Source organism: Marilutibacter maris, from assembly GCF_006546735.2.
GTDB classification, from domain to species: Bacteria; Pseudomonadota; Gammaproteobacteria; order Xanthomonadales; family Xanthomonadaceae; genus Marilutibacter; species Marilutibacter maris.
Genome location: NZ_VICD02000302.1, coordinates 1 through 16,811, shown reverse-complemented (window position 1 = coordinate 16,811; position 16,811 = coordinate 1). Strand labels below are relative to the sequence as shown.

The 16,811-nt window shown below is 68.8% G+C and carries 16 protein-coding genes; 1 reads left to right on the top strand and 15 read right to left on the bottom strand.

Features of this window, described 5'->3' with window-relative positions:
- Positions 1–358 precede the first annotated feature (358 nt).
- The 9 genes from FKV24_RS16890 to FKV24_RS16850 form a co-directional block, all read right to left on the bottom strand.
- Entirely contained in the window at positions 359–2,020 is a 1,662-nt protein-coding gene (locus FKV24_RS16890; protein ID WP_141483210.1) for an acyl-CoA dehydrogenase family protein, read from the bottom strand.
- A 164-nt stretch (positions 2,021–2,184) separates the two neighbouring features.
- Entirely contained in the window at positions 2,185–2,397 is a 213-nt protein-coding gene (locus FKV24_RS16885) for a cold-shock protein (protein ID WP_111266117.1), read from the bottom strand.
- A gap of 268 nt (positions 2,398–2,665) precedes the next feature.
- On the bottom strand, positions 2,666–3,445 hold the full coding sequence (locus FKV24_RS16880; RefSeq protein ID WP_211371905.1) for an S-methyl-5'-thioinosine phosphorylase: 780 nt from the start codon (positions 3,443–3,445) through the stop codon (positions 2,666–2,668).
- A 2-nt stretch (positions 3,446–3,447) separates the two neighbouring features.
- Positions 3,448–3,999, bottom strand: coding sequence for a hypoxanthine-guanine phosphoribosyltransferase (locus FKV24_RS16875; protein WP_141483209.1), 552 nt, complete (start codon positions 3,997–3,999; stop codon positions 3,448–3,450).
- Entirely contained in the window at positions 3,999–5,009 is a 1,011-nt protein-coding gene (nagZ, locus tag FKV24_RS16870; RefSeq protein WP_141483208.1) for a beta-N-acetylhexosaminidase, read from the bottom strand. The genes FKV24_RS16875 and nagZ overlap by 1 nt, the downstream gene beginning before the upstream one ends.
- Positions 5,010–5,022: 13 nt before the next feature.
- Positions 5,023–5,553, bottom strand: a complete 531-nt coding sequence (locus FKV24_RS16865) for a CYTH domain-containing protein (protein WP_141483207.1) — start codon at positions 5,551–5,553, stop codon at positions 5,023–5,025.
- A 123-nt stretch (positions 5,554–5,676) separates the two neighbouring features.
- On the bottom strand, positions 5,677–7,050 hold the full coding sequence (gene rlmD, locus FKV24_RS16860) for a 23S rRNA (uracil(1939)-C(5))-methyltransferase RlmD (RefSeq protein ID WP_141483206.1): 1,374 nt from the start codon (positions 7,048–7,050) through the stop codon (positions 5,677–5,679).
- Positions 7,051–7,199: 149 nt separating this feature from the next.
- The gene (locus FKV24_RS16855; protein ID WP_111266112.1) at positions 7,200–7,841 is read right to left on the bottom strand and encodes a DUF1318 domain-containing protein; all 642 of its coding nucleotides are present in this window, start codon (positions 7,839–7,841) and stop codon (positions 7,200–7,202) included.
- Between the two features lie 68 nt (positions 7,842–7,909).
- The gene (locus FKV24_RS16850; protein ID WP_141483205.1) at positions 7,910–9,877 is read right to left on the bottom strand and encodes a translocation/assembly module TamB domain-containing protein; all 1,968 of its coding nucleotides are present in this window, start codon (positions 9,875–9,877) and stop codon (positions 7,910–7,912) included.
- A gap of 209 nt (positions 9,878–10,086) precedes the next feature.
- Here FKV24_RS16850 and FKV24_RS16845 point away from each other — a divergent pair, with 209 nt between their 5' ends.
- Positions 10,087–10,887, top strand: coding sequence for a response regulator (locus FKV24_RS16845; protein ID WP_141483204.1), 801 nt, complete (start codon positions 10,087–10,089; stop codon positions 10,885–10,887).
- Here FKV24_RS16845 and recO read toward each other — a convergent pair.
- The 6 genes from recO to lepA form a co-directional block, all read right to left on the bottom strand.
- Positions 10,857–11,624, bottom strand: coding sequence for a DNA repair protein RecO (recO, locus tag FKV24_RS16840; protein WP_141483203.1), 768 nt, complete (start codon positions 11,622–11,624; stop codon positions 10,857–10,859). The two genes, FKV24_RS16845 and recO, sit on opposite strands and share 31 nt — an antisense overlap.
- A gap of 11 nt (positions 11,625–11,635) precedes the next feature.
- Positions 11,636–12,559, bottom strand: coding sequence for a GTPase Era (gene era, locus FKV24_RS16835; RefSeq protein ID WP_111266109.1), 924 nt, complete (start codon positions 12,557–12,559; stop codon positions 11,636–11,638).
- A gap of 81 nt (positions 12,560–12,640) precedes the next feature.
- Positions 12,641–13,300 (bottom strand): ribonuclease III, encoded by a 660-nt coding sequence (gene rnc, locus FKV24_RS16830; RefSeq protein WP_407067507.1) that lies wholly within the window; start codon positions 13,298–13,300, stop codon positions 12,641–12,643.
- Between the two features lie 5 nt (positions 13,301–13,305).
- Complete coding sequence (locus FKV24_RS16825; RefSeq protein WP_111266108.1) at positions 13,306–13,695, bottom strand: DUF4845 domain-containing protein; 390 nt, start codon at positions 13,693–13,695, stop codon at positions 13,306–13,308.
- A 99-nt stretch (positions 13,696–13,794) separates the two neighbouring features.
- Positions 13,795–14,586, bottom strand: a complete 792-nt coding sequence (gene lepB, locus FKV24_RS16820) for a signal peptidase I (protein WP_111266107.1) — start codon at positions 14,584–14,586, stop codon at positions 13,795–13,797.
- Positions 14,587–14,720: 134 nt separating this feature from the next.
- Positions 14,721–16,514 carry a translation elongation factor 4 gene (gene lepA, locus FKV24_RS16815; RefSeq protein WP_111266106.1) on the bottom strand — a complete coding sequence of 598 codons (1,794 nt, stop codon included), beginning with the start codon at positions 16,512–16,514 and terminating at the stop codon, positions 14,721–14,723.
- Positions 16,515–16,811 lie beyond the last annotated feature (297 nt).

The following is a 16,811-nucleotide window of genomic DNA, read 5'->3' as shown; positions in this document are numbered from 1 at the left end:
GAGTCAGGGGGCGATTCGTGCCGCAGGCACGAATGGGGGTGTGGAAGCGCAACGGCGGGGCCCAAGGTTTGCGCAGCAAACTTTGGGAGATATCCAGGCGCAGCCGGATATCGTTCCCCCCCTGAATCAGGGGGCGATTCGTGCCGCAGGCACGCATGGGGGTATGGAAGCGCAACGGCGGGGCCCAAGGTTTGCATAGCAAACCTTGGGAGATATCCGCGCGCAGCCGGATATCGTCTCCCCCTGTAGGAGCGGCGTAAGCCGCGATAGGGCCTTCCCACTAAAGCCCTCGCGGCTCACGCCGCTCCTACAAGAGCTCGTGAGTCGTTTGGGTATCCAACCTCGATCACAACGGTGGCTACGGCAGCGTGCGGGCGATCGCCGTCTGGAAATCGATGTCGCCCGGCAGCGTGCCGAAGGCGAGGCCATGCCTGCCTTGCAGACGGCTGCGCACGAAGGCCTCCGCCAGCGGGCTGTCCGCCCGCAGCAACGCCGCTGCCTGCAGCCCCAGCGCCAACCGCTCCACCAGCAACCGCGCGCCGCCCTCCTCGATCCGCGACATCGCATCCGCCAGCCCGGCGATGAAGGTCTCCGGGATGCCGTCGGCCTCCGACAGCTCCTGCTGCAAGGCCGCCACGCACTCCGGCTCGCGCGCGAGCGCGCGCAGCACGTCCAGGCACTGGATATTGCCGCTGCCCTCCCAGATCGAGTTGAGCGGCGCCTGCCGGTACAGCCTCGGCAGCATCGACTCCTCGACATAGCCTGCGCCGCCGAGGCATTCCTGCGCCTCGTTGACGAAGGCCGGCGCGCGCTTGCAGATCCAGTACTTGCCGATCGCGGTCGCCACCCGCGCGAACGCCGCCTCGCCGGCATCGCGGTCGGCGGCGTCGACCGCGCGCGCGACCCGCATCGACAGCACCAGCGCGGCCTCGGATGCGATCGCCAGATCGGCGAGCACATTGCGCATCAGGGCGTGCTCGACCAGGCGTTTGCCGAAGGTACTGCGATGCCGCGCATGGTGGATGGCCTGCGCCAGCGCCATCCGCATCTCGGCGCTGGAACCGAGCATGCAGTCCAGCCGGGTCAGCATCACCATCTGGATGATCGTCGGCACCCCGCGCCCTTCCTCGCCGACGCGATGCGCCCAGGCCCCGTCGAACTCGACCTCGGAGGACGCGTTCGACCAGTCGCCAAGCTTGTCCTTCAGGCGCATGATCCGAAACGCGTTGCGGCTGCCATCCGGGCGCCAGCGCGGCATCAGGAAACAACTCAAGCCGCCCGGCGCCTGCGCCAGCACCAGGAAGCCGTCGGACATCGGCGCGGAGAAGAACCACTTGTGCCCGACCAGGCTGTACTCGTCGCCCGACTGCCGATCGGCGGACAGTGGCGTGGCGGCGGTCGTGTTGCTGCGCACGTCGCTGCCGCCCTGCTTCTCGGTCATGCCCATGCCCAGGGTGACGCCGCGCTTGTCGGCAATCGGCACGTTGCGCGGGTCGTAGTGCGGCGCGGCGGCCTTGTCCGCCCACTCGGCCAGCGCCGGCGCCTGCCGCAGTACCGGCACCGCGGCATGGGTCATCGTCAACGGGCAACTGCTGCCGGGCTCGACCTGGTGATGCAGGTAGCTCAACGCCGCGCGCGCGACATGGCTGCCCTCGCGGCCTTCCCGCCACGACAGTCCGGCGACGCCATGCTCGATCGCACTGCGCATGACCTGGTGGTAGTTCGGATGGAACTCGACCACATCGATGCGATGGCCGAAACGATCGTGGCTGCGCAGTCGCGGACGGTCGCGATGGGCGTCGAAGCCCAGCGCATACAGCGCGTCGCCGGCCAGCGCGCCATACGCCGAGACCTGCGCGGTCCACGCCTGCCCTCCCTCGCGCGCCAGCGACTCGCGCAACACGACATCATCGTTCCACAGATCGCGCGGCGCGAACTCGGGGGGCTGGTTCTGTACGAGATGATTCTCGACCCGGTGGCTCTCAAGCCCACCTGCTGCAGACGGCACGAACGCGGACATCCTCGACTCCTTTCAGCGGTGTGCTTCGATTCTAGGCGCTTCGCGAACCTGCATATCGTCCGCGCTTGCGATGCCCTCATCGCCGCGGATCACCGCTCCACGAAAGCTCCGCCATAAAAAAGCCCCGCCGAAGCGGGGCCGGGAAATCTTGAATCCTGTAAGGGTCACGCCTCGGCTGCGATCGTCACTTCGGAGGCCTGGGCGCCCTTCGGACCCTGGGTCAGCTGATAGCTGACGCGCTGCCCTTCCTGCAGACTGCGGAAGCCCTTGGCATTGATCGCCGAGAAATGGACGAAAACGTCCGCACTGCCATCCTCGGGTGAAATGAAGCCAAATCCCTTGGCGTCGTTGAACCACTTGACGGTACCGTACTGCATGTCCTTGATGACCTCATGCTGGATGCGATGGGTGCGCCCGCGCGAACCGCGCGCGACACAGACCCGAGTATGCAAACTGAACGAGCGCTTGACAACTGCAAGATCGCCTGTGTACGTCCTTCACATTTTCTACACAGCACGCGCGTGTCGAACGGCACACGAACGCTGACGTTCTTCCATTCGCGCATGCATCGCATCGCTGCATCGACGGACGCTGATCGTGCCGATCCCGGCCGCCGACGAAGTCGCAAGAAAACCGAACTGCCGCTCAGTGCTCCAGCAATGCCGCCAGCAGCGCCGGCAGACCCGCCGATGCGACCGCGACGTTGTCCAGCACGTCCTGCAGGGTGATCACCTCGTCGGGATCGGGGCCCGCACCGGCCGCCCAGTTGGCGACGATCGCCAGACACGCGTAGTCCAACCCCAGCTCGCGGGCCAGTCCCGCCTCGGGCATTCCGGTCATGCCGACCAGGTCGCAACCGTCGCGACGCATCCGCACAATCTCCGCGCGCGTCTCCAGGCGTGGGCCCTGGGTGGCGCCGTAGCAGCCGCCATCGACCAGGGCGACGCCGGCATCGCGCGCGGCTTCGATCACCGCCGCGCGCAGCGTGCGGGTATAGGGTTCGCCGAAGTCCACGTGCAGCACCTCGCCGCCGGAACTCGCCCAGGGCTCGCCTTCGCACAGGGTCGACACCCGTCCCCAGGTGTAGTCGATCAACTGGTCCGGGCAGGCCAGCACACGCGGACCGAAACGCTCGCCGATGCCGCCGACGGTGTTCAGCGCGAGCACGCGCCTGGCGCCCAGCGTCTGCAGCGCGGCCAGGTTGGCGCGGTAGTTGATCAGGTGCGGCGGCACCGAATGGCCTTCGCCATGCCGGGCCAGGAAGGCGACCCGACGACCGTGCAGGGTGCCGACCCGCACCGGTCCGGACGGACGCCCGTAACCGGTTTCAAGCTCATGGCTCTCGACGTCCTGCAGGGCCGCCAACCGGTACACCCCGGTGCCGCCGATCACGGCCAGGTCGATTGCGCTGTCGGTCGTGCCCACGTTCAGTCCTTCAGTGCGTAGATGGCCGGCAGATTGCGGCCCTGTTCGTGGAAGTCCATGCCGTAACCGAACACGTAGCGGTCCGGCACCTCGACACCGACGTAGTCGGCGCGGATGCCGGGCACGCAGCGGTCGTGGCGCTTGACCGCGAGCACCGCCACGCGCACGTCGCCGGCGCCCTCGCTGCGGCACCACTGGATGATCTCGGCCAGGGTGTGCCCCTCGTCCAGAATGTCGTCGACCAGCAGCACCCGGCGTCCGGCCAGCGATGTCGCCGGGCGATGCTTCCAGACCAGGTCGGAACCGCGGGTCTCGCCGCGGTAACGGGTCGCGTGCAGATAGTCGAACGTCAGGTCGAGACCGCGCGCGCCCAGCTCCATCGCCAGCCGCGCGGCGAACGGCAGGCCGCCGTGCATGATGGTCAGGAATACCGGCGCCTCGTCGTAGTCGGCACGGATCGCATCGGCCATGCGCACCACCGATGTCTCCAGTTCGTCCTGGCCGACGACGACGTCGGCGTTGTCCAGGGCCCAGGCCAGATCGCGTCCACTCATCAACTGATGTCCTCCAGCCGGCTGCGGCTGTCACTGTATCGGGTGTCGGCCAGCAGCGCGTCCCAACCGGGCGCGTCGCGCCCGGCCAGCGCCGCCAGCCTGGAGATATCGAAACGGCGGTCGTGGACTGCGGCGAGCGCGTCCTCGACCAGTTCCGGATGGCAGACCAGGACCGCGTCGCAACCGGCGTCCAGATGCGCATCGACGCGGGTGCCGACACCGCCGGCGGCGTCGGCCGCCTTCATGCCGATGTCGTCGCTGAACACCACGCCTTCGAAGCCCAGCCCACCGGTCGCGGTGTCGCCGCGCAGGACGCTCTGGATCCAGTGCCGCGAGTAGCCGGCCGGCTCGGCATCGACCTGCGGATAGCGCACGTGCGCCATCATTACCGCCTCGGCACCGGCGGCGATGCCGGCAGCGAACGGGACCAGGTCCAGGGCGTGGATCTGCGCCAGCGTGCGCGGATCGCTGGCCGCCTCGAAGTGGGTGTCCTCGGCCACCGAACCGTGGCCGGGGAAGTGCTTCAACGTCGCCGCCATCCCCGCCTCGTGCATGCCCCGCACATAGGCGCGGGCGAAATCGGAGACGATGACCGGGTCGGCCGAGAACGCGCGGTTGCCGATCGCGCGATTGCCCCGCCCCAGATCGACCACCGGCGCGAAGCTGATGTCGACACCGCTGGCGCGGACCTCGCTGGCCATCAGCCAGGCGTGCTCGCGGGCCAGCGCCAACGCGGCATCGCGGTCCTCGCCATGCAGACGGCCGAACACCTCCAGCGGCGGCAGGGCCGCATAGCCGTCGCGAAAGCGCTGCACGCGCCCGCCTTCCTGATCGACGCAGATCAGCTGCGGGCGCGGCGCGCCCTCGCGAATCGCCGCCGCCAGCTCGGTCACCTGCGCCTGCGAGGCGAAATTGCGCGCAAACAGCACCACGCCGGCGCAGGCGTCGTGCTGCAGCCATTCGCGCTCGTGCGCTTGCAGTTCCAGTCCGGCGACACCGATCAGCAGCATTCGACAACCTCCATCAGTCCAGCGTTCCGGCGCGCTCGGCCTCGCTCCATTGAGAGTAAGGCCGCGTCGCCAACGCCAGATTGTAGTAACGCACCGCGTCGGTCACCTCGCGTCCCAGCCAGTCGGGACGCTCGAAAACCTCTCCGGCATCGTCGAGTTCGATCTCGGCCACCACCAGGCCGGCGTTTTCGCCGAGAAACTCGTCGACCTCCCAGGTATGCGCGCCGACGGCGACCAGGTGGCGGCGCTTCTCGATGCGCCCACCGACGCACAGGGTCAGCAACTGGTGCGCGTCGGCGACCGGGATCGGATAGTCGAACTCCTGGCGGGTATGCCCGAGTTCGCGCGACTTCAGGTTGAGGTAGGCGGCGTCGCCGGCGACGCGCACGCGCACCGAGGCCTTCATCGCCGCCCGGGTGCCGTCGCCGGCGTCCATCGCCGCCAGGTCGTTGAGATAGCCCTGGGCCATCGGCACGATCGTGTGCGCGGCATCGCGCCAGCCATCGCCGGCGACCAGGAACTTGCGTTCGATTTCTAGGGGCATGGAGGGGTGTCCGTTGGGTCGCGCGTGGGCGCGGACCGGGATGTGGATGCGGAACGCGCGTGGCAAGGATGGCGAGGATACGCAATCGCGAAGTCGAGCCTCATCGTCGCCCGCGCCCCGCCCTCATGGCTCGAACAGCGCGATCGACTCCACATGGGCGGTGTGCGGGAACATGTCCATCACGCCCGCCGCCTTCAGCTTCCAGCCCTTCTCGTTGACCAGATACCCGGCGTCGCGCGCCAGCGAGGCCGGATGGCAGCTGACGTAGACGATGCGGCTGAACTGTTTCAGCGGCAATACCGACAACACGAAGTCCGCGCCCGAGCGCGGCGGATCGAGCAGCAGCTTGTCGAAGCCCTCGCGCATCCACGGTTCGGCGGACAGGTCCTTGGCCAGGTCGGCGGCGAAGAAGCGCGCGTTGTCCAGGCCATTGTGTTCGGCATTCTCGCGGGCGCGCCGGACCAGGCCGGCCTCGCCCTCGACACCGACCACCTCGCGCACCTGGCGGGCCAGCGGCAGGGTGAAATTGCCCAGGCCGGCGAACAGGTCGAGCACGCGCTCGCCCGGCTGCGGATCGAGCAGGTCGAAGGCGTGGCGGATCATCTTGCGGTTGAGCCCGGCGTTGACCTGGATGAAGTCCAGCGGCCGGAACTTCAGCTCGATGTCCCAGTCCTGCAACCGGAACGACAGCGGCGGCGGCTCGGAGGACCCACCCTCCAAAGACGCGCCCTCCAGCGCCAGCGGATGCACGCTGTCGACGCCGCCGGGTTGCAGGAAGATGATGAAATCGTGCGCTTTCGCGAACGCGGCCAGTGCCGCCCGGTCGCCTTCCGACAACGGCGCCAGGTGGCGGAAGGTCAGCGCGACCCGGCTCTTGCCGGTCCCGTCCAGGCCGGCCTCGCCGTCGCCGGCGATGAACTCGATCTGCGGAATTTCGCGGCGCGCCTCCAGCCCGTCGACCAGGGCCGACAGCGCTTCCAGCTTGGTCCCGATCTCGGGAATCACGGTGTGGCATTCGCGCAGGTCGGCGACGAAGCGCGGATCGGTCTCGCGGAAACCGACCAGGGTCTTGTCCTTCTTCTCGACCCGGCGCACCGACAGCCGGCCCTTGCGGCGGTAGCCCCAGGCGGCGTCGGTCAGCGGCTCCAGCCAGCGCTCCGGGGTCACGTGGCCGATCCGCTCCAGGTTCTCGCGCAGCACCCGCGCCTTGGCCAGGATCTGGCGGTCCTCGGCGTAGTGCTGCAACGCGCAGCCGCCGCAGGTGCCGAAATGCGGACAGCGCGGCTGCACCCGCTCGGGCGCGGCCTGGAGGACTTCCAGGGTCTGCGCCTCGTCGAAGTGGCGGTGGCGGCGAACCCGGCTGGCGATCACCCGTTCGCCCGGCAGGGCGCCGGCCACGAACACGGCCTTGCCGTCCTCGCTGCGGGCCACGCCGCGTCCGTCGTGGGTCAGGTCGGTGATTTCTGCTTCGAAGGGAGTTCGGTCGAGTCGGGCCACGGGCTGGCGGTCAGGCTGGCGGGCCGCGCATTGTCGCAGATACGCGCGCGGCGGACCTGTCCGCAGCGGGCGCGACCGGGGACGGCAGCGGCGGAAACGGCAACGGCCCGCCAGAAGCGGGCCGTCTCGGGGGCGGGGCTGGCCGGGGCCTACTTCTGCCGCCAGCTGCCGCCACTCTGGTACCACCAGCCCTTGCGGGCGCTGGCGATCCACTGGCGCGCGAACACATCGCGGATCTGCGACTCCCACTCCGGATGGCCGTTGGCCACCGCGACCTCGCGGTAGACCGCCTTGCGATCGCGGTTGTCGTCGGCGACCGCCTGATTGATCGCGACCCGATCCTTCAGCGGCAGCTTGGAGGCGTCGCGCACGACGATGGTGCCGTCGGCGGCGAAGCCCAGCGCGCCGGCATCGAAGCCCGCCCGCAGCTGCGAATCGAAACGCGACGCCATCCGCGCCTGGATCGCCTGGATCGCCGGCGTCTTGATGGTGATGTCCGGCTGGCCCTGGGCCTGCGCGCTGCCCACGCCAGCCAGCGCCCACCAGTCGACCCGATCGACCCGCGCGAGCATCGACGCGACCGATACCGGCATCGAAGCGCCCGGCAATGCCGCGCTCTGCCCGCCCTGCGCATCCGGCGCCGGCTCCGGCATCGCGGCATCGTCGCCGATGACCTTCTCGACGAACTCCTCGGCCGCCTCGCGCGCCTCGGCGGCGGGGAAATAGACATTGATGGTGACGCAGGCCGTCAACATCACGGCCGCTACCGGAAGACCCAACCAACGACGCATGCTCACTCTCCTGACAGTTGCGTTACCTGACCCGTTCCCCGGCCGGCGGACCGCGCCCGCGATCCCGGTCATTCCACCACCGGCGCGACATCGCCGCTGCCGATGGCGCCCAAGCGTTCGACCAGCGTCGGCCAGTGTACACGCCGGTTGTATCCGACCACGCTCAGGCGCGGAATGCCCGAGCCCTGGACGACAATAAAGCCGCGCCCGGCTGAACCCAGCCCGTCCATCTCGCAGACTTCGTCGGCCAGTCTGCAGGCGATGCCGATACGCGCGTAGCCGAAATCGTCGAACAGGCCGATCAACTGGCCCTGCAGACTGGTCACGAACGACGCGTCGCCGACGCTGGACAGATCCTGCACCGCACGTTGGCTGATCCGCTGGCGCACGCCGCGAGTCTTCTCGGTATGCAATTCGGCGTCGAACGCGACCGGCGCCCAGTCGACCAGGCGCAGGCCGTCGATGCGGCCGTGCAATCGCCCGGTGATGCTTCCGAAACCGAACACCCCGGTCAGCGCTTCCAGGTCGAGGCCATCCATCGCGATGTCGGCGGTCAGGGTCGGCGCGACGCCGAATGGACGCTCCATCGACAGCTCGGAGACCGCGACCCGGCCCTGGAACAATTGCATGTCGAGGCCGCCCTCGAAGTCGAGGCGATCGTCGGCATAGCGCGCCATCGGAATGCGTCCGCTCAGCGCGCCGGTGAACGCCGGCCACTCCAGTGCGGCGCTGAGCTGTCCGATGTCCAGGCCGTCCAGGCCCAGCCCGAAGCGCACGTCCAGGCCCTGTCCCGTCGTCGGCGGATGGATCTGCAAGTGATCGAAGCGAACCTCGCCGCCGAGCATCGGCATCGAGGTGGCCGGCATCCGCAGCGCGCCCTCGCTGCTGAGGAACGGCAGTCGCGCGGCGCCGAAGCGCAGCCCGTACAGTTCGCCGCCGTTCCAACGCAGCTCGCTGCCCACCTCTGCGGCGGCGGAATAGCGGATATCGCCACGCAGGCCGGCGAAGGTGAAGCGCCCCTTCGGGTCGTCGATCGCGGCACCCTCGCCATCGCTGCCGGCCAGCGCGACCGACGCCTTGGCGAGCGCGCCGTCGTCGATCGTCACCTCACCCTCGGCGCGCCCTGCCAACTGCAACTCCGCCAATCCGGCCATGCCGAGCCAACCACTCAGATACGCCTCGCCGAACCGGCGCAGATCGTCGCTGCGGAAACGCGCATGCAGACCGCGGAGGCTGGCGTCGCCGGCCACATCGGCCGAGCCCTGCGCCTGTACGACGCCGCCGTCGTCCCAGCGCCAGTGCGGCAGCCGCCAGCCGCCGTCCGCGTCCTGCTCGGCAACCAGTTCCAGCGCGGCGCGGCGGCGCCCCAGCGCGATGTAGGTGGTGCCGAACAACAGCTCGCCACCGTCCAGATGGCCGCCGGCATCGATGCGCGGCGCGGCACCGAAGCGGGCGTCGAGATCGACCCGGGCGCGGACGCCTTCGGCGGCGATACTGCCATCGGCGGTATCCAGCGACAGCGCCGCCAGCTGCAGCGGTCCCGACACTCGCAACGGCCGATCGGCCGGCGCATCGATCCTGAGTCCGGCATCGATCACGCCCCCACCCAGGCGCCCGTCCGGCCAGGCCCGGGACACCAGCGCCTGCGCCCATGCCACCGGCACCCGCCGCAGATCGATGTCGGTGATGTCCGGACTCGCCGCATTTCTGCGCAACGTCAGCCGGGCATCCGCCTGTGCCAGCTCTGCATCGGTACTCACCGTGTCCAGGGCCAGCGACAAGCGCGCCGACGCATGCCCGCGACTGTCGACGCGGCCCTCGCAGCGCCATCCGCCGTTGTCGTCGCGCCGCAGCGCGCAGCGCCAGTTCACCGCCTCGAACCGGTATCCCAGTTCCGGCGCGAAGACGCGACGGGCCCGCACTTCCAGTTCGCCCGCGTCTGCCCGCGGCGGCCAGTCGACGCGCACCCGCACGCCTTCCAGCGTCGCCACCGCGGTATCGATCCGTTCCGCCTTGAGGACCAGTGCACGCGCCACCCCCTCACCCGGCATGCACAAAGCGAGCAGTACCGTTGCGCTCAGAAAGCGGGCTAACATCGTCGGCGACATGGCCGGCAGCATACCGGGGCTGCGCCTGGTTCCGGTGAACGCCACACGGGTCGAGCAGGCGCACCGATGAATCACGCACCGGTCGATTCATGTGTGCCGGCCTCGCAGGCTTCCCTTCCCGCACACGGACGTTGCTGATGATCAAGAACACGGATTCCGCGCCGCCGCGCATCCTTCTGGTCGAAGACGACGCGACCAGCCTCGCCTTCTTCAAGGCCGCCCTCAAGCCGCTCAATGCCGTCGTCGAGACCGCCGATTGCAGCGGTACCGCGCTATCGCTCGCGCAGGACCGTCGCCACTCGCTGTGGCTGTTCGACTCCCGTCTTCCCGACGGCACAGGCATCGGCCTGCTGACCCGACTGCGTGCGCAGGGACTGCGCACCCGGGCGATCGCGCACACCGCATCGACCTCGACCGCGGAGCAGGCGCAACTGCTGGCGGCGGGATTCGAACAGGTGCTGGTCAAGCCGCTTTCCGCGGCCGAGCTGCGGACGCAGATACTGACCGCGTTGCGGGCATGCGATCCGCAACCGGGCGAGCAACCGGTCCACGAGCGCGTCAACGACGCCCTGCCGGTCTGGGACGACCGCGCCGCGGACCGCGCCCTCAACGGCAACCACGAACACGTGGTCACGTTGCGGCGGATGTTTCTGGGCGACCTGGAGCGGGTACGCGACCTGATCGTTTCCGGCTGGAACACGCAGGCTGAGGACGCCCACGGCGAACTGCACCGGCTGCGCGCCGCCTGCGGTTTCGTCGGCGCCACCCGCCTGGCCGATGCGGTGGAAGCGCTGCAGCACATGCCCGACCTGCCGCAGAGCCTGGAGCGCTTCACCCGTGCCGCGAACGAAACCCTGGCCTCGCAGGCGCCTTCCGGGCCGGAGCAGTCCGGCCGCGGGCACGGCAACTACGAGCGGTCCCGCTCCGGCATCGCCTGAGCATCGGGCGGCGCCCGCACCACACCGGCCAGGGCCGCGAGCATCTCCCAGGACTTCAGCCCGCGTGGACCGAGATGGTGGGCCAGCACCTCGCGGATCGGCCGTCGCAGCGAAGCCAGATCGGCGCCTTCCGGCAAGCGGTCCTCGCCCAGCGCGATCAGCGCGCGACCGGTCGCGGCGCCGGCCCGGTCGGCCTGTCCGCGATCCAGCACCAGTCGGCGCGGCCCATGTTCGGGGTCGAGCCGATAGCGCGCGGCGGGATCGATCGGCTCGCCGTCGCCATCGAAACGAAGGTCGAAACCGACGCCGAGCGCCTCCAGCAGGTCGCGCTCGAAGCGGCGCAGCGTCCAGCCCAGCGGATCGCCATCGCGCAGGCGCTCGCGCGCGAGCGCATAGGCCGCGAACAGCTCCGGCTGCGGCACCTGCCGCGGCGACAGCCGCAGGGTCAGCTCGTTGAGGTAGAACGCCGACATCGCCGCCTCGCCCGACAGCCGCGGCGCGACATCGACCGCCTCGGCGGCGGTCAGCCGCGCCAGTTCGCCGCGCCAGACGGCATCGAAACGTATCGACTGCAACGGCTGCAGCGCCGCACGCAGGGGATGGCGTCGGGCCCCGTGCACACCACGCGCAAGCAGTCCGACCCGGCCATGTCCGGCGCTGAGCACCTCGACCAGCAGGCTGGTCTCGCGCCAGGGCCGCGCATGCAGGACGAACGCGGGCTCTGCGGTCAGGCGCATGGCGACATCGCTCAGTCGTGGTAGCCGAACGCCCGCAGCGCCGCCTCGTCGTCGGACCAGCCCTGGCGCACCCGCACCCAGGTTTCCAGGAACACCCGGGCACCGAACAAGCGCTCCATGTGCTGCCGGGCCTTGGCGCCGATTTCGCGCAGCCGCTCGCCGCCCTTGCCGATCACGATCGCCTTCTGGCCATCGCGCTCGACCCAGATCACCGCACCGATCCGCAGCAGCGGCCCCGACTTGGCAGACTCCTCGACCTCGAAGCGCTCGATCTCGACCGTGGTCGCATACGGCAACTCCTTGCCGAGCTGGCGCATCAACTGCTCACGCACCATCTCGCCGGCCAGGAAGCGCTGGCTCTTGTCGGTGATCTCGTCCTCGCCGTAGATCGCCGGCTGCTCCGGCATCAACGCCAGCAGGGTGTCGACCAGCGCCTCCAGCCCGTTGCGCTTGAGCGCCGAGATCGGGTGCACGCCGGCGAAGTCCCGGCCCTCGCTGATCTGGGCCAGATACGGCAGCAAGGCGCTCTTGTCCTTGAGCCGATCGACCTGGTTGACCACCAGCACGACCGGCAGCCCGGCCGAGCGCAGGGCCTCGTAGGCGAAGCCGTCGGCCTCGTCCCACTGCCCGGCGCGAACCACCAGCATCGCCGCGTCGACCCCTTCCAGAGCGCCGCGCGCGGCCCGGTTCATCCAGCGGTGCATCGCCGACGCGGTGGCCTTGCCCTGGTCGCGATGCAGGCCCGGCGTGTCGACCAGCACCAGTTGCCCGGCCGGAAAGGTCGCGATGCCGAGCAGGCGATGGCGGGTGGTCTGCGGCCGATTGGAGACGATGCTGACCTTGGCCCCGACCAGGGCATTGGTCAGGGTCGACTTGCCGACGTTCGGGCGGCCGATCACGGCGACGTGCCCGGCACGGAAATTGGAAGTGCTCATGCAGGGATTGTACTTGGCGGAGGGGCCCCAGGGCTTGCGCCGCTGCTACGAGCGTGTCCGGCGCGCGCCGGCCCTCGGTTCTCAGCCGGCCTTCAAGCCTGCCAACGCCGCATCGGCGGCGGCCTGCTCGGCGCCGCGTCGCGAACTGCCCTCGCCCTCGGTCCGCAGCGGCGGATCGGCCAGGGTGCAACTGACGTGGAAATGCTTGGCGTGCTCCTCGCCGCTCTCGGCCAGCAGGGCATAGACGGGGAGCGGCTTCTGCCGACCCTGCAGCCACTCCTGCAGCCGGGTCTTGGCGTCCTTGCCGACCTTGTGCGGCGGCGGCATCGCCGCCATCGCCGGCTCGAACCAGGGCAGCACCGTCTCCCGGCAGGTCTCGAAGCCAGCGTCGAGGTAGATCGCCGCGACCACCGCCTCGACCGCATCGGCCAGGATCGAATCGCGCCGGTGGCCACCCGACTTCATTTCGCCCGGGCCCAGGGTCAGCTGCGCTCCGAGGTCGAGCTCGCGGGCGATCGCCGCCAGCGAGGACTCGCGCACCAGTTCGGCGCGGGCCCGGGTCAGCGCACCCTCGTCGACCTGCGGCCAGCGCAGGAACAGCGCCTCGGCCACGAACAGATTGACCAGCGCATCGCCCAGGAACTCCAGGCGCTCGTAGTGCGGAGCGCCGGCACTACGATGGGTCAGGGCCTGCCGAAGCAGGCCCGGGTCGGAGAACCGATGGGAGATCCGCCCACTCAAACCGGTCAGTCGAGACCGCCGCCGCGGCGCATTTCCTGGCTCGCCTCGAAGCGGCCCACGACGTCCAGATTGCCGATCAACTGCTTGCGGACTTCGTAATCGACCGAAAGCACGTAGCCGGCGTCGCGGCGCTCGATCTTCAGGTCTTCCTTCTTCACGTTGTCGGAGTAGCTGACGTACAGGCGCCGGAAGAACAGGTCGCGGATCTTGGCCGGCTCGGCATTGGCGGCGGCCGGATCGGTCGACAGTTCCGACAGCGCGCGCTTGACCGCGTAATACTCCGAATACATCGGGATCAGCTTCATGCCCATGTAGACGAATACGCCCACCACCGCCAGGACGATGATGAAGCTGATCAGGGTCATGCCACCTTGGGTACGTTTCGTGCGGTTCATGCGGTTCTCCCCATTGCTCTTTGGACGCGATCAATCCGTTCAGCGCCGTTGCCCGGACCGGCCAATCGGTCGGCTTCCAGTTCCCGGCCCGGTCGGGCCTCAGTCGATCCGCGACCCGATCCGCGACCAGTCGACCCCACCGTCGATGTTCATCCAGATCAGGAACGCCTTGCCGCGGAGGTTCTCCTCCGGCAGAAAGTGCGTCTGCCAGAAGCGACTGTCCTCGCTATTATCACGATTGTCGCCCATTACGAAATAGTGCCCGGGTGGAACCACCCACTCGCCCTCGCCCTGATCGGCGTACGGCAGGCTGATGCGCTCCAGGATCCGGTGCTCGCGACCGCCCAGATTCTCGCTCAGTTCCTCCGATCCGGTCATCTCGCGGCCGTTGCCCTTGCCCTCGTAGATGCCGATCGCCTGGTACTGCATCGGCTGGCCGTTGAGGTACACGGTATTGTCGCGGTAGGCGACGGTGTCGCCGGGCAGGCCGACGATCCGCTTGATCCAGTCCTGATCGGGGTGGTGCGGCGGACGGAACACGACCACGTCGCCGCGCGCCGGTTCGCCCAGCGCCACGACCTTCTGGTTGCTGATCGGCAGGCGCAGCCCGTAGGTGAACTTGTTGACCAGGATGAAGTCGCCGGTCAGCAGGGTCGGCATCATCGAGTTGGACGGAATCCGGAACGGCTCGGCGACGAAGCTGCGCAGGATCAGCACCACCAGCAGCACCGGGAAGAACGCCTTGGAGTAGTCGACGTACCAGGGATCGCCCTCGTCATCGAGCAGGGTGGCCTGGGCGACCCGGCGCTTGGCCAGGAACAGCTTGTCCAGCAGCCAGATGAAACCCGAGACGAATGTCAGCGCCACCAGGGCGATTTCGAACCAACGCATGCCTGCTCCTCAGGTCATATTCCGGAATCGGACCCGGTGAAGTGAAGGACGGACGCCAGCCCGCCACCAGTGCCGGAAGATCGCCGCCCCATCGTGACCGACCCGCCCCTTCGACCGGCGGGCCAACCCCTCGTCTACTTGTTGTCGGTCTGCAGCACCGCGAGGAAGGCCTCCTGCGGAATCTCGACCCGTCCCACCTGCTTCATCCGCTTCTTGCCTTCCTTCTGCTTTTCGAGAAGCTTCTTCTTGCGGGTGATGTCGCCACCGTAGCACTTGGCCAGCACGTTCTTGCGCATTGCCTTGACCGTGGTGCGGGCGATGATCTGGGAACCGATCGCCGCCTGGATCGCGACATCGAACATCTGCCGCGGAATCAGATCCTTCATCCGCTCGCAAAGTTCCCGGCCGCGGCGGTCGGCGTGGCTGCGGTGGCAGATGATGCTGAGCGCGTCGACCTTGTCGCCGTTGATCAGGATGTCGACGCGCACGAACGGGCCGGCGTCGAAGCGCAGGAAGTGATAGTCCAGCGAGGCGTAGCCGCGGCTGACCGACTTCAGCCGGTCGAAGAAGTCGAGCACCACCTCGCCCATCGGCAGCTCGTAACTGATCTGCACCTGGCTGCCCATGTAGGTGATGCCGATCTGGCTGCCGCGCTTCTCTTCGCACAGGGTGATGATTCCGCCGATGTAGTCCGGCGGGGTCAGGATGTTGGCGCGGATGACCGGCTCGCGGACCTCCTCGACCTGGTTCACCGGCGGCAGCTTGGCCGGATTGTCCATCGGCACCACGGTGCCGTCGGTCTTGAGCACCTCGTAGACCACGGTCGGCGCGGTGGTGATCAGGTTGAGGTCGTACTCGCGCTCCAGGCGCTCCTGCACGATCTCCATGTGCAGCATGCCGAGGAAGCCGCAGCGGAAGCCGAAGCCCATCGCCTCCGAGCTTTCCGGCTCGAACCGCAGCGCGGCGTCGTTCAGGCGCAGCTTCTCCAGCGCCTCGCGCAGGTCCGGATAGTCCTCGGCATCGACCGGGAACAGGCCGGCGAACACGCGCGGCTGCATTTCCTGGAAGCCCGGCAGCGGCTTGGGCGCCGGGTCCGCGCTCAGGGTCAGGGTGTCGCCGACCGGCGCGCCGTGCACGTCCTTGATGCTGGCATTGACCCAGCCCACCTCGCCGGCGCCGAGCCGGGTCAGCTCCTTGCGCTTGGGGGTGAACACGCCGACGTTGTCGACCTGGTGGCTGCGACCGGTCGACATCACGGTCAGCTTGTCGCCGGGCTTGATCTCGCCCTGCATCACCCGCACCAGCATCACCACGCCCAGGTAGTTGTCGAACCAGGAGTCGATGATCAGCGCCTGCAGCTTGTCGGTGTCGCGCGGCTTCGGCGGCGGAATGCGGTGGACGATCGCCTCCAGCACCTCCTCGACATTGAGGCCGGTCTTGGCGCTGACCGCGACCGCGTCGGAAGCGTCGATGCCGATCACCGCCTCGATCTCGGCCTTGGCCCGCTCCGGATCGGCGGTCGGCAGGTCGATCTTGTTGAGGACCGGCACCACTTCCAGGCCCTGTTCGACCGCGGTGTAGCAGTTGGCGACCGACTGCGCCTCCACGCCCTGGGCGGCGTCGACGACCAGCAGCGCGCCCTCGCAGGCGGCCAGCGAACGGCTGACCTCGTAGCTGAAGTCGACGTGGCCGGGGGTGTCGATGAAGTTGAGGTAGTAGGTCTGGCCGTCGCGGGCGGTGTACGGCAGCGACACCGACTGCGACTTGATGGTGATGCCGCGTTCGCGCTCGATCGGGTTGTTGTCGAGCACCTGGGCTTCCATCTCGCGCGCGGTCAGGCCTCCGCACAACTGGATGATGCGGTCGGCCAGGGTCGACTTGCCGTGGTCGACGTGGGCGATGATGGAGAAGTTTCTGATCTGCTGCATGCGGGCGATTCGGATCCGCCCGGAGCTGCGCGTCCGGGCCTGCATTGGGCTCGAGGGGTCGCGCGAGGGGCCGCGCGCCGGGTTAACGGGGGATTATCGCACAGCGGCGACGCCCCACGGGCACGGCGGTCCTGGCCGACCGCGCCGCATGGGGCCGCTATTCATCGAGCCCGCCGGCCCGCTGGAAGGGGCCGGCGCCCGCTCAGCGCGCCTCGTCCAGGGTGATGGCGACGAATTGGGTGCCGCCGCCGCGACGCACCAGCAGCATCACGGTATCGCCGGCGCCGACACCGGCCA

Excerpts from the sequence above, each read along its gene's own strand:
- recO (WP_141483203.1), bottom strand. The coding sequence starts at position 11,624 with ATGCGCCTGACCGCAGAGCCCGCGTTCGTCCTGCATGCGCGGCCCTGG.
- FKV24_RS16885 (WP_111266117.1), bottom strand. The coding sequence starts at position 2,397 with ATGCAGTACGGTACCGTCAAGTGGTTCAACGACGCCAAGGGATTTGGC.
- FKV24_RS16875 (WP_141483209.1), bottom strand. The coding sequence starts at position 3,999 with ATGAGTGGACGCGATCTGGCCTGGGCCCTGGACAACGCCGACGTCGTC.
- nagZ (WP_141483208.1), bottom strand. The coding sequence starts at position 5,009 with ATGCTGCTGATCGGTGTCGCCGGACTGGAACTGCAAGCGCACGAGCGC.
- era (WP_111266109.1), bottom strand. The coding sequence starts at position 12,559 with ATGAGCACTTCCAATTTCCGTGCCGGGCACGTCGCCGTGATCGGCCGC.
- FKV24_RS16845 (WP_141483204.1), top strand. The coding sequence starts at position 10,087 with ATGATCAAGAACACGGATTCCGCGCCGCCGCGCATCCTTCTGGTCGAA.
- lepA (WP_111266106.1), bottom strand. The coding sequence starts at position 16,514 with ATGCAGCAGATCAGAAACTTCTCCATCATCGCCCACGTCGACCACGGC.
- FKV24_RS16825 (WP_111266108.1), bottom strand. The coding sequence starts at position 13,695 with ATGAACCGCACGAAACGTACCCAAGGTGGCATGACCCTGATCAGCTTC.
- FKV24_RS16855 (WP_111266112.1), bottom strand. The coding sequence starts at position 7,841 with ATGCGTCGTTGGTTGGGTCTTCCGGTAGCGGCCGTGATGTTGACGGCC.
- FKV24_RS16890 (WP_141483210.1), bottom strand. The coding sequence starts at position 2,020 with ATGTCCGCGTTCGTGCCGTCTGCAGCAGGTGGGCTTGAGAGCCACCGG.
- FKV24_RS16865 (WP_141483207.1), bottom strand. The coding sequence starts at position 5,553 with ATGCCCCTAGAAATCGAACGCAAGTTCCTGGTCGCCGGCGATGGCTGG.
- lepB (WP_111266107.1), bottom strand. The coding sequence starts at position 14,586 with ATGCGTTGGTTCGAAATCGCCCTGGTGGCGCTGACATTCGTCTCGGGT.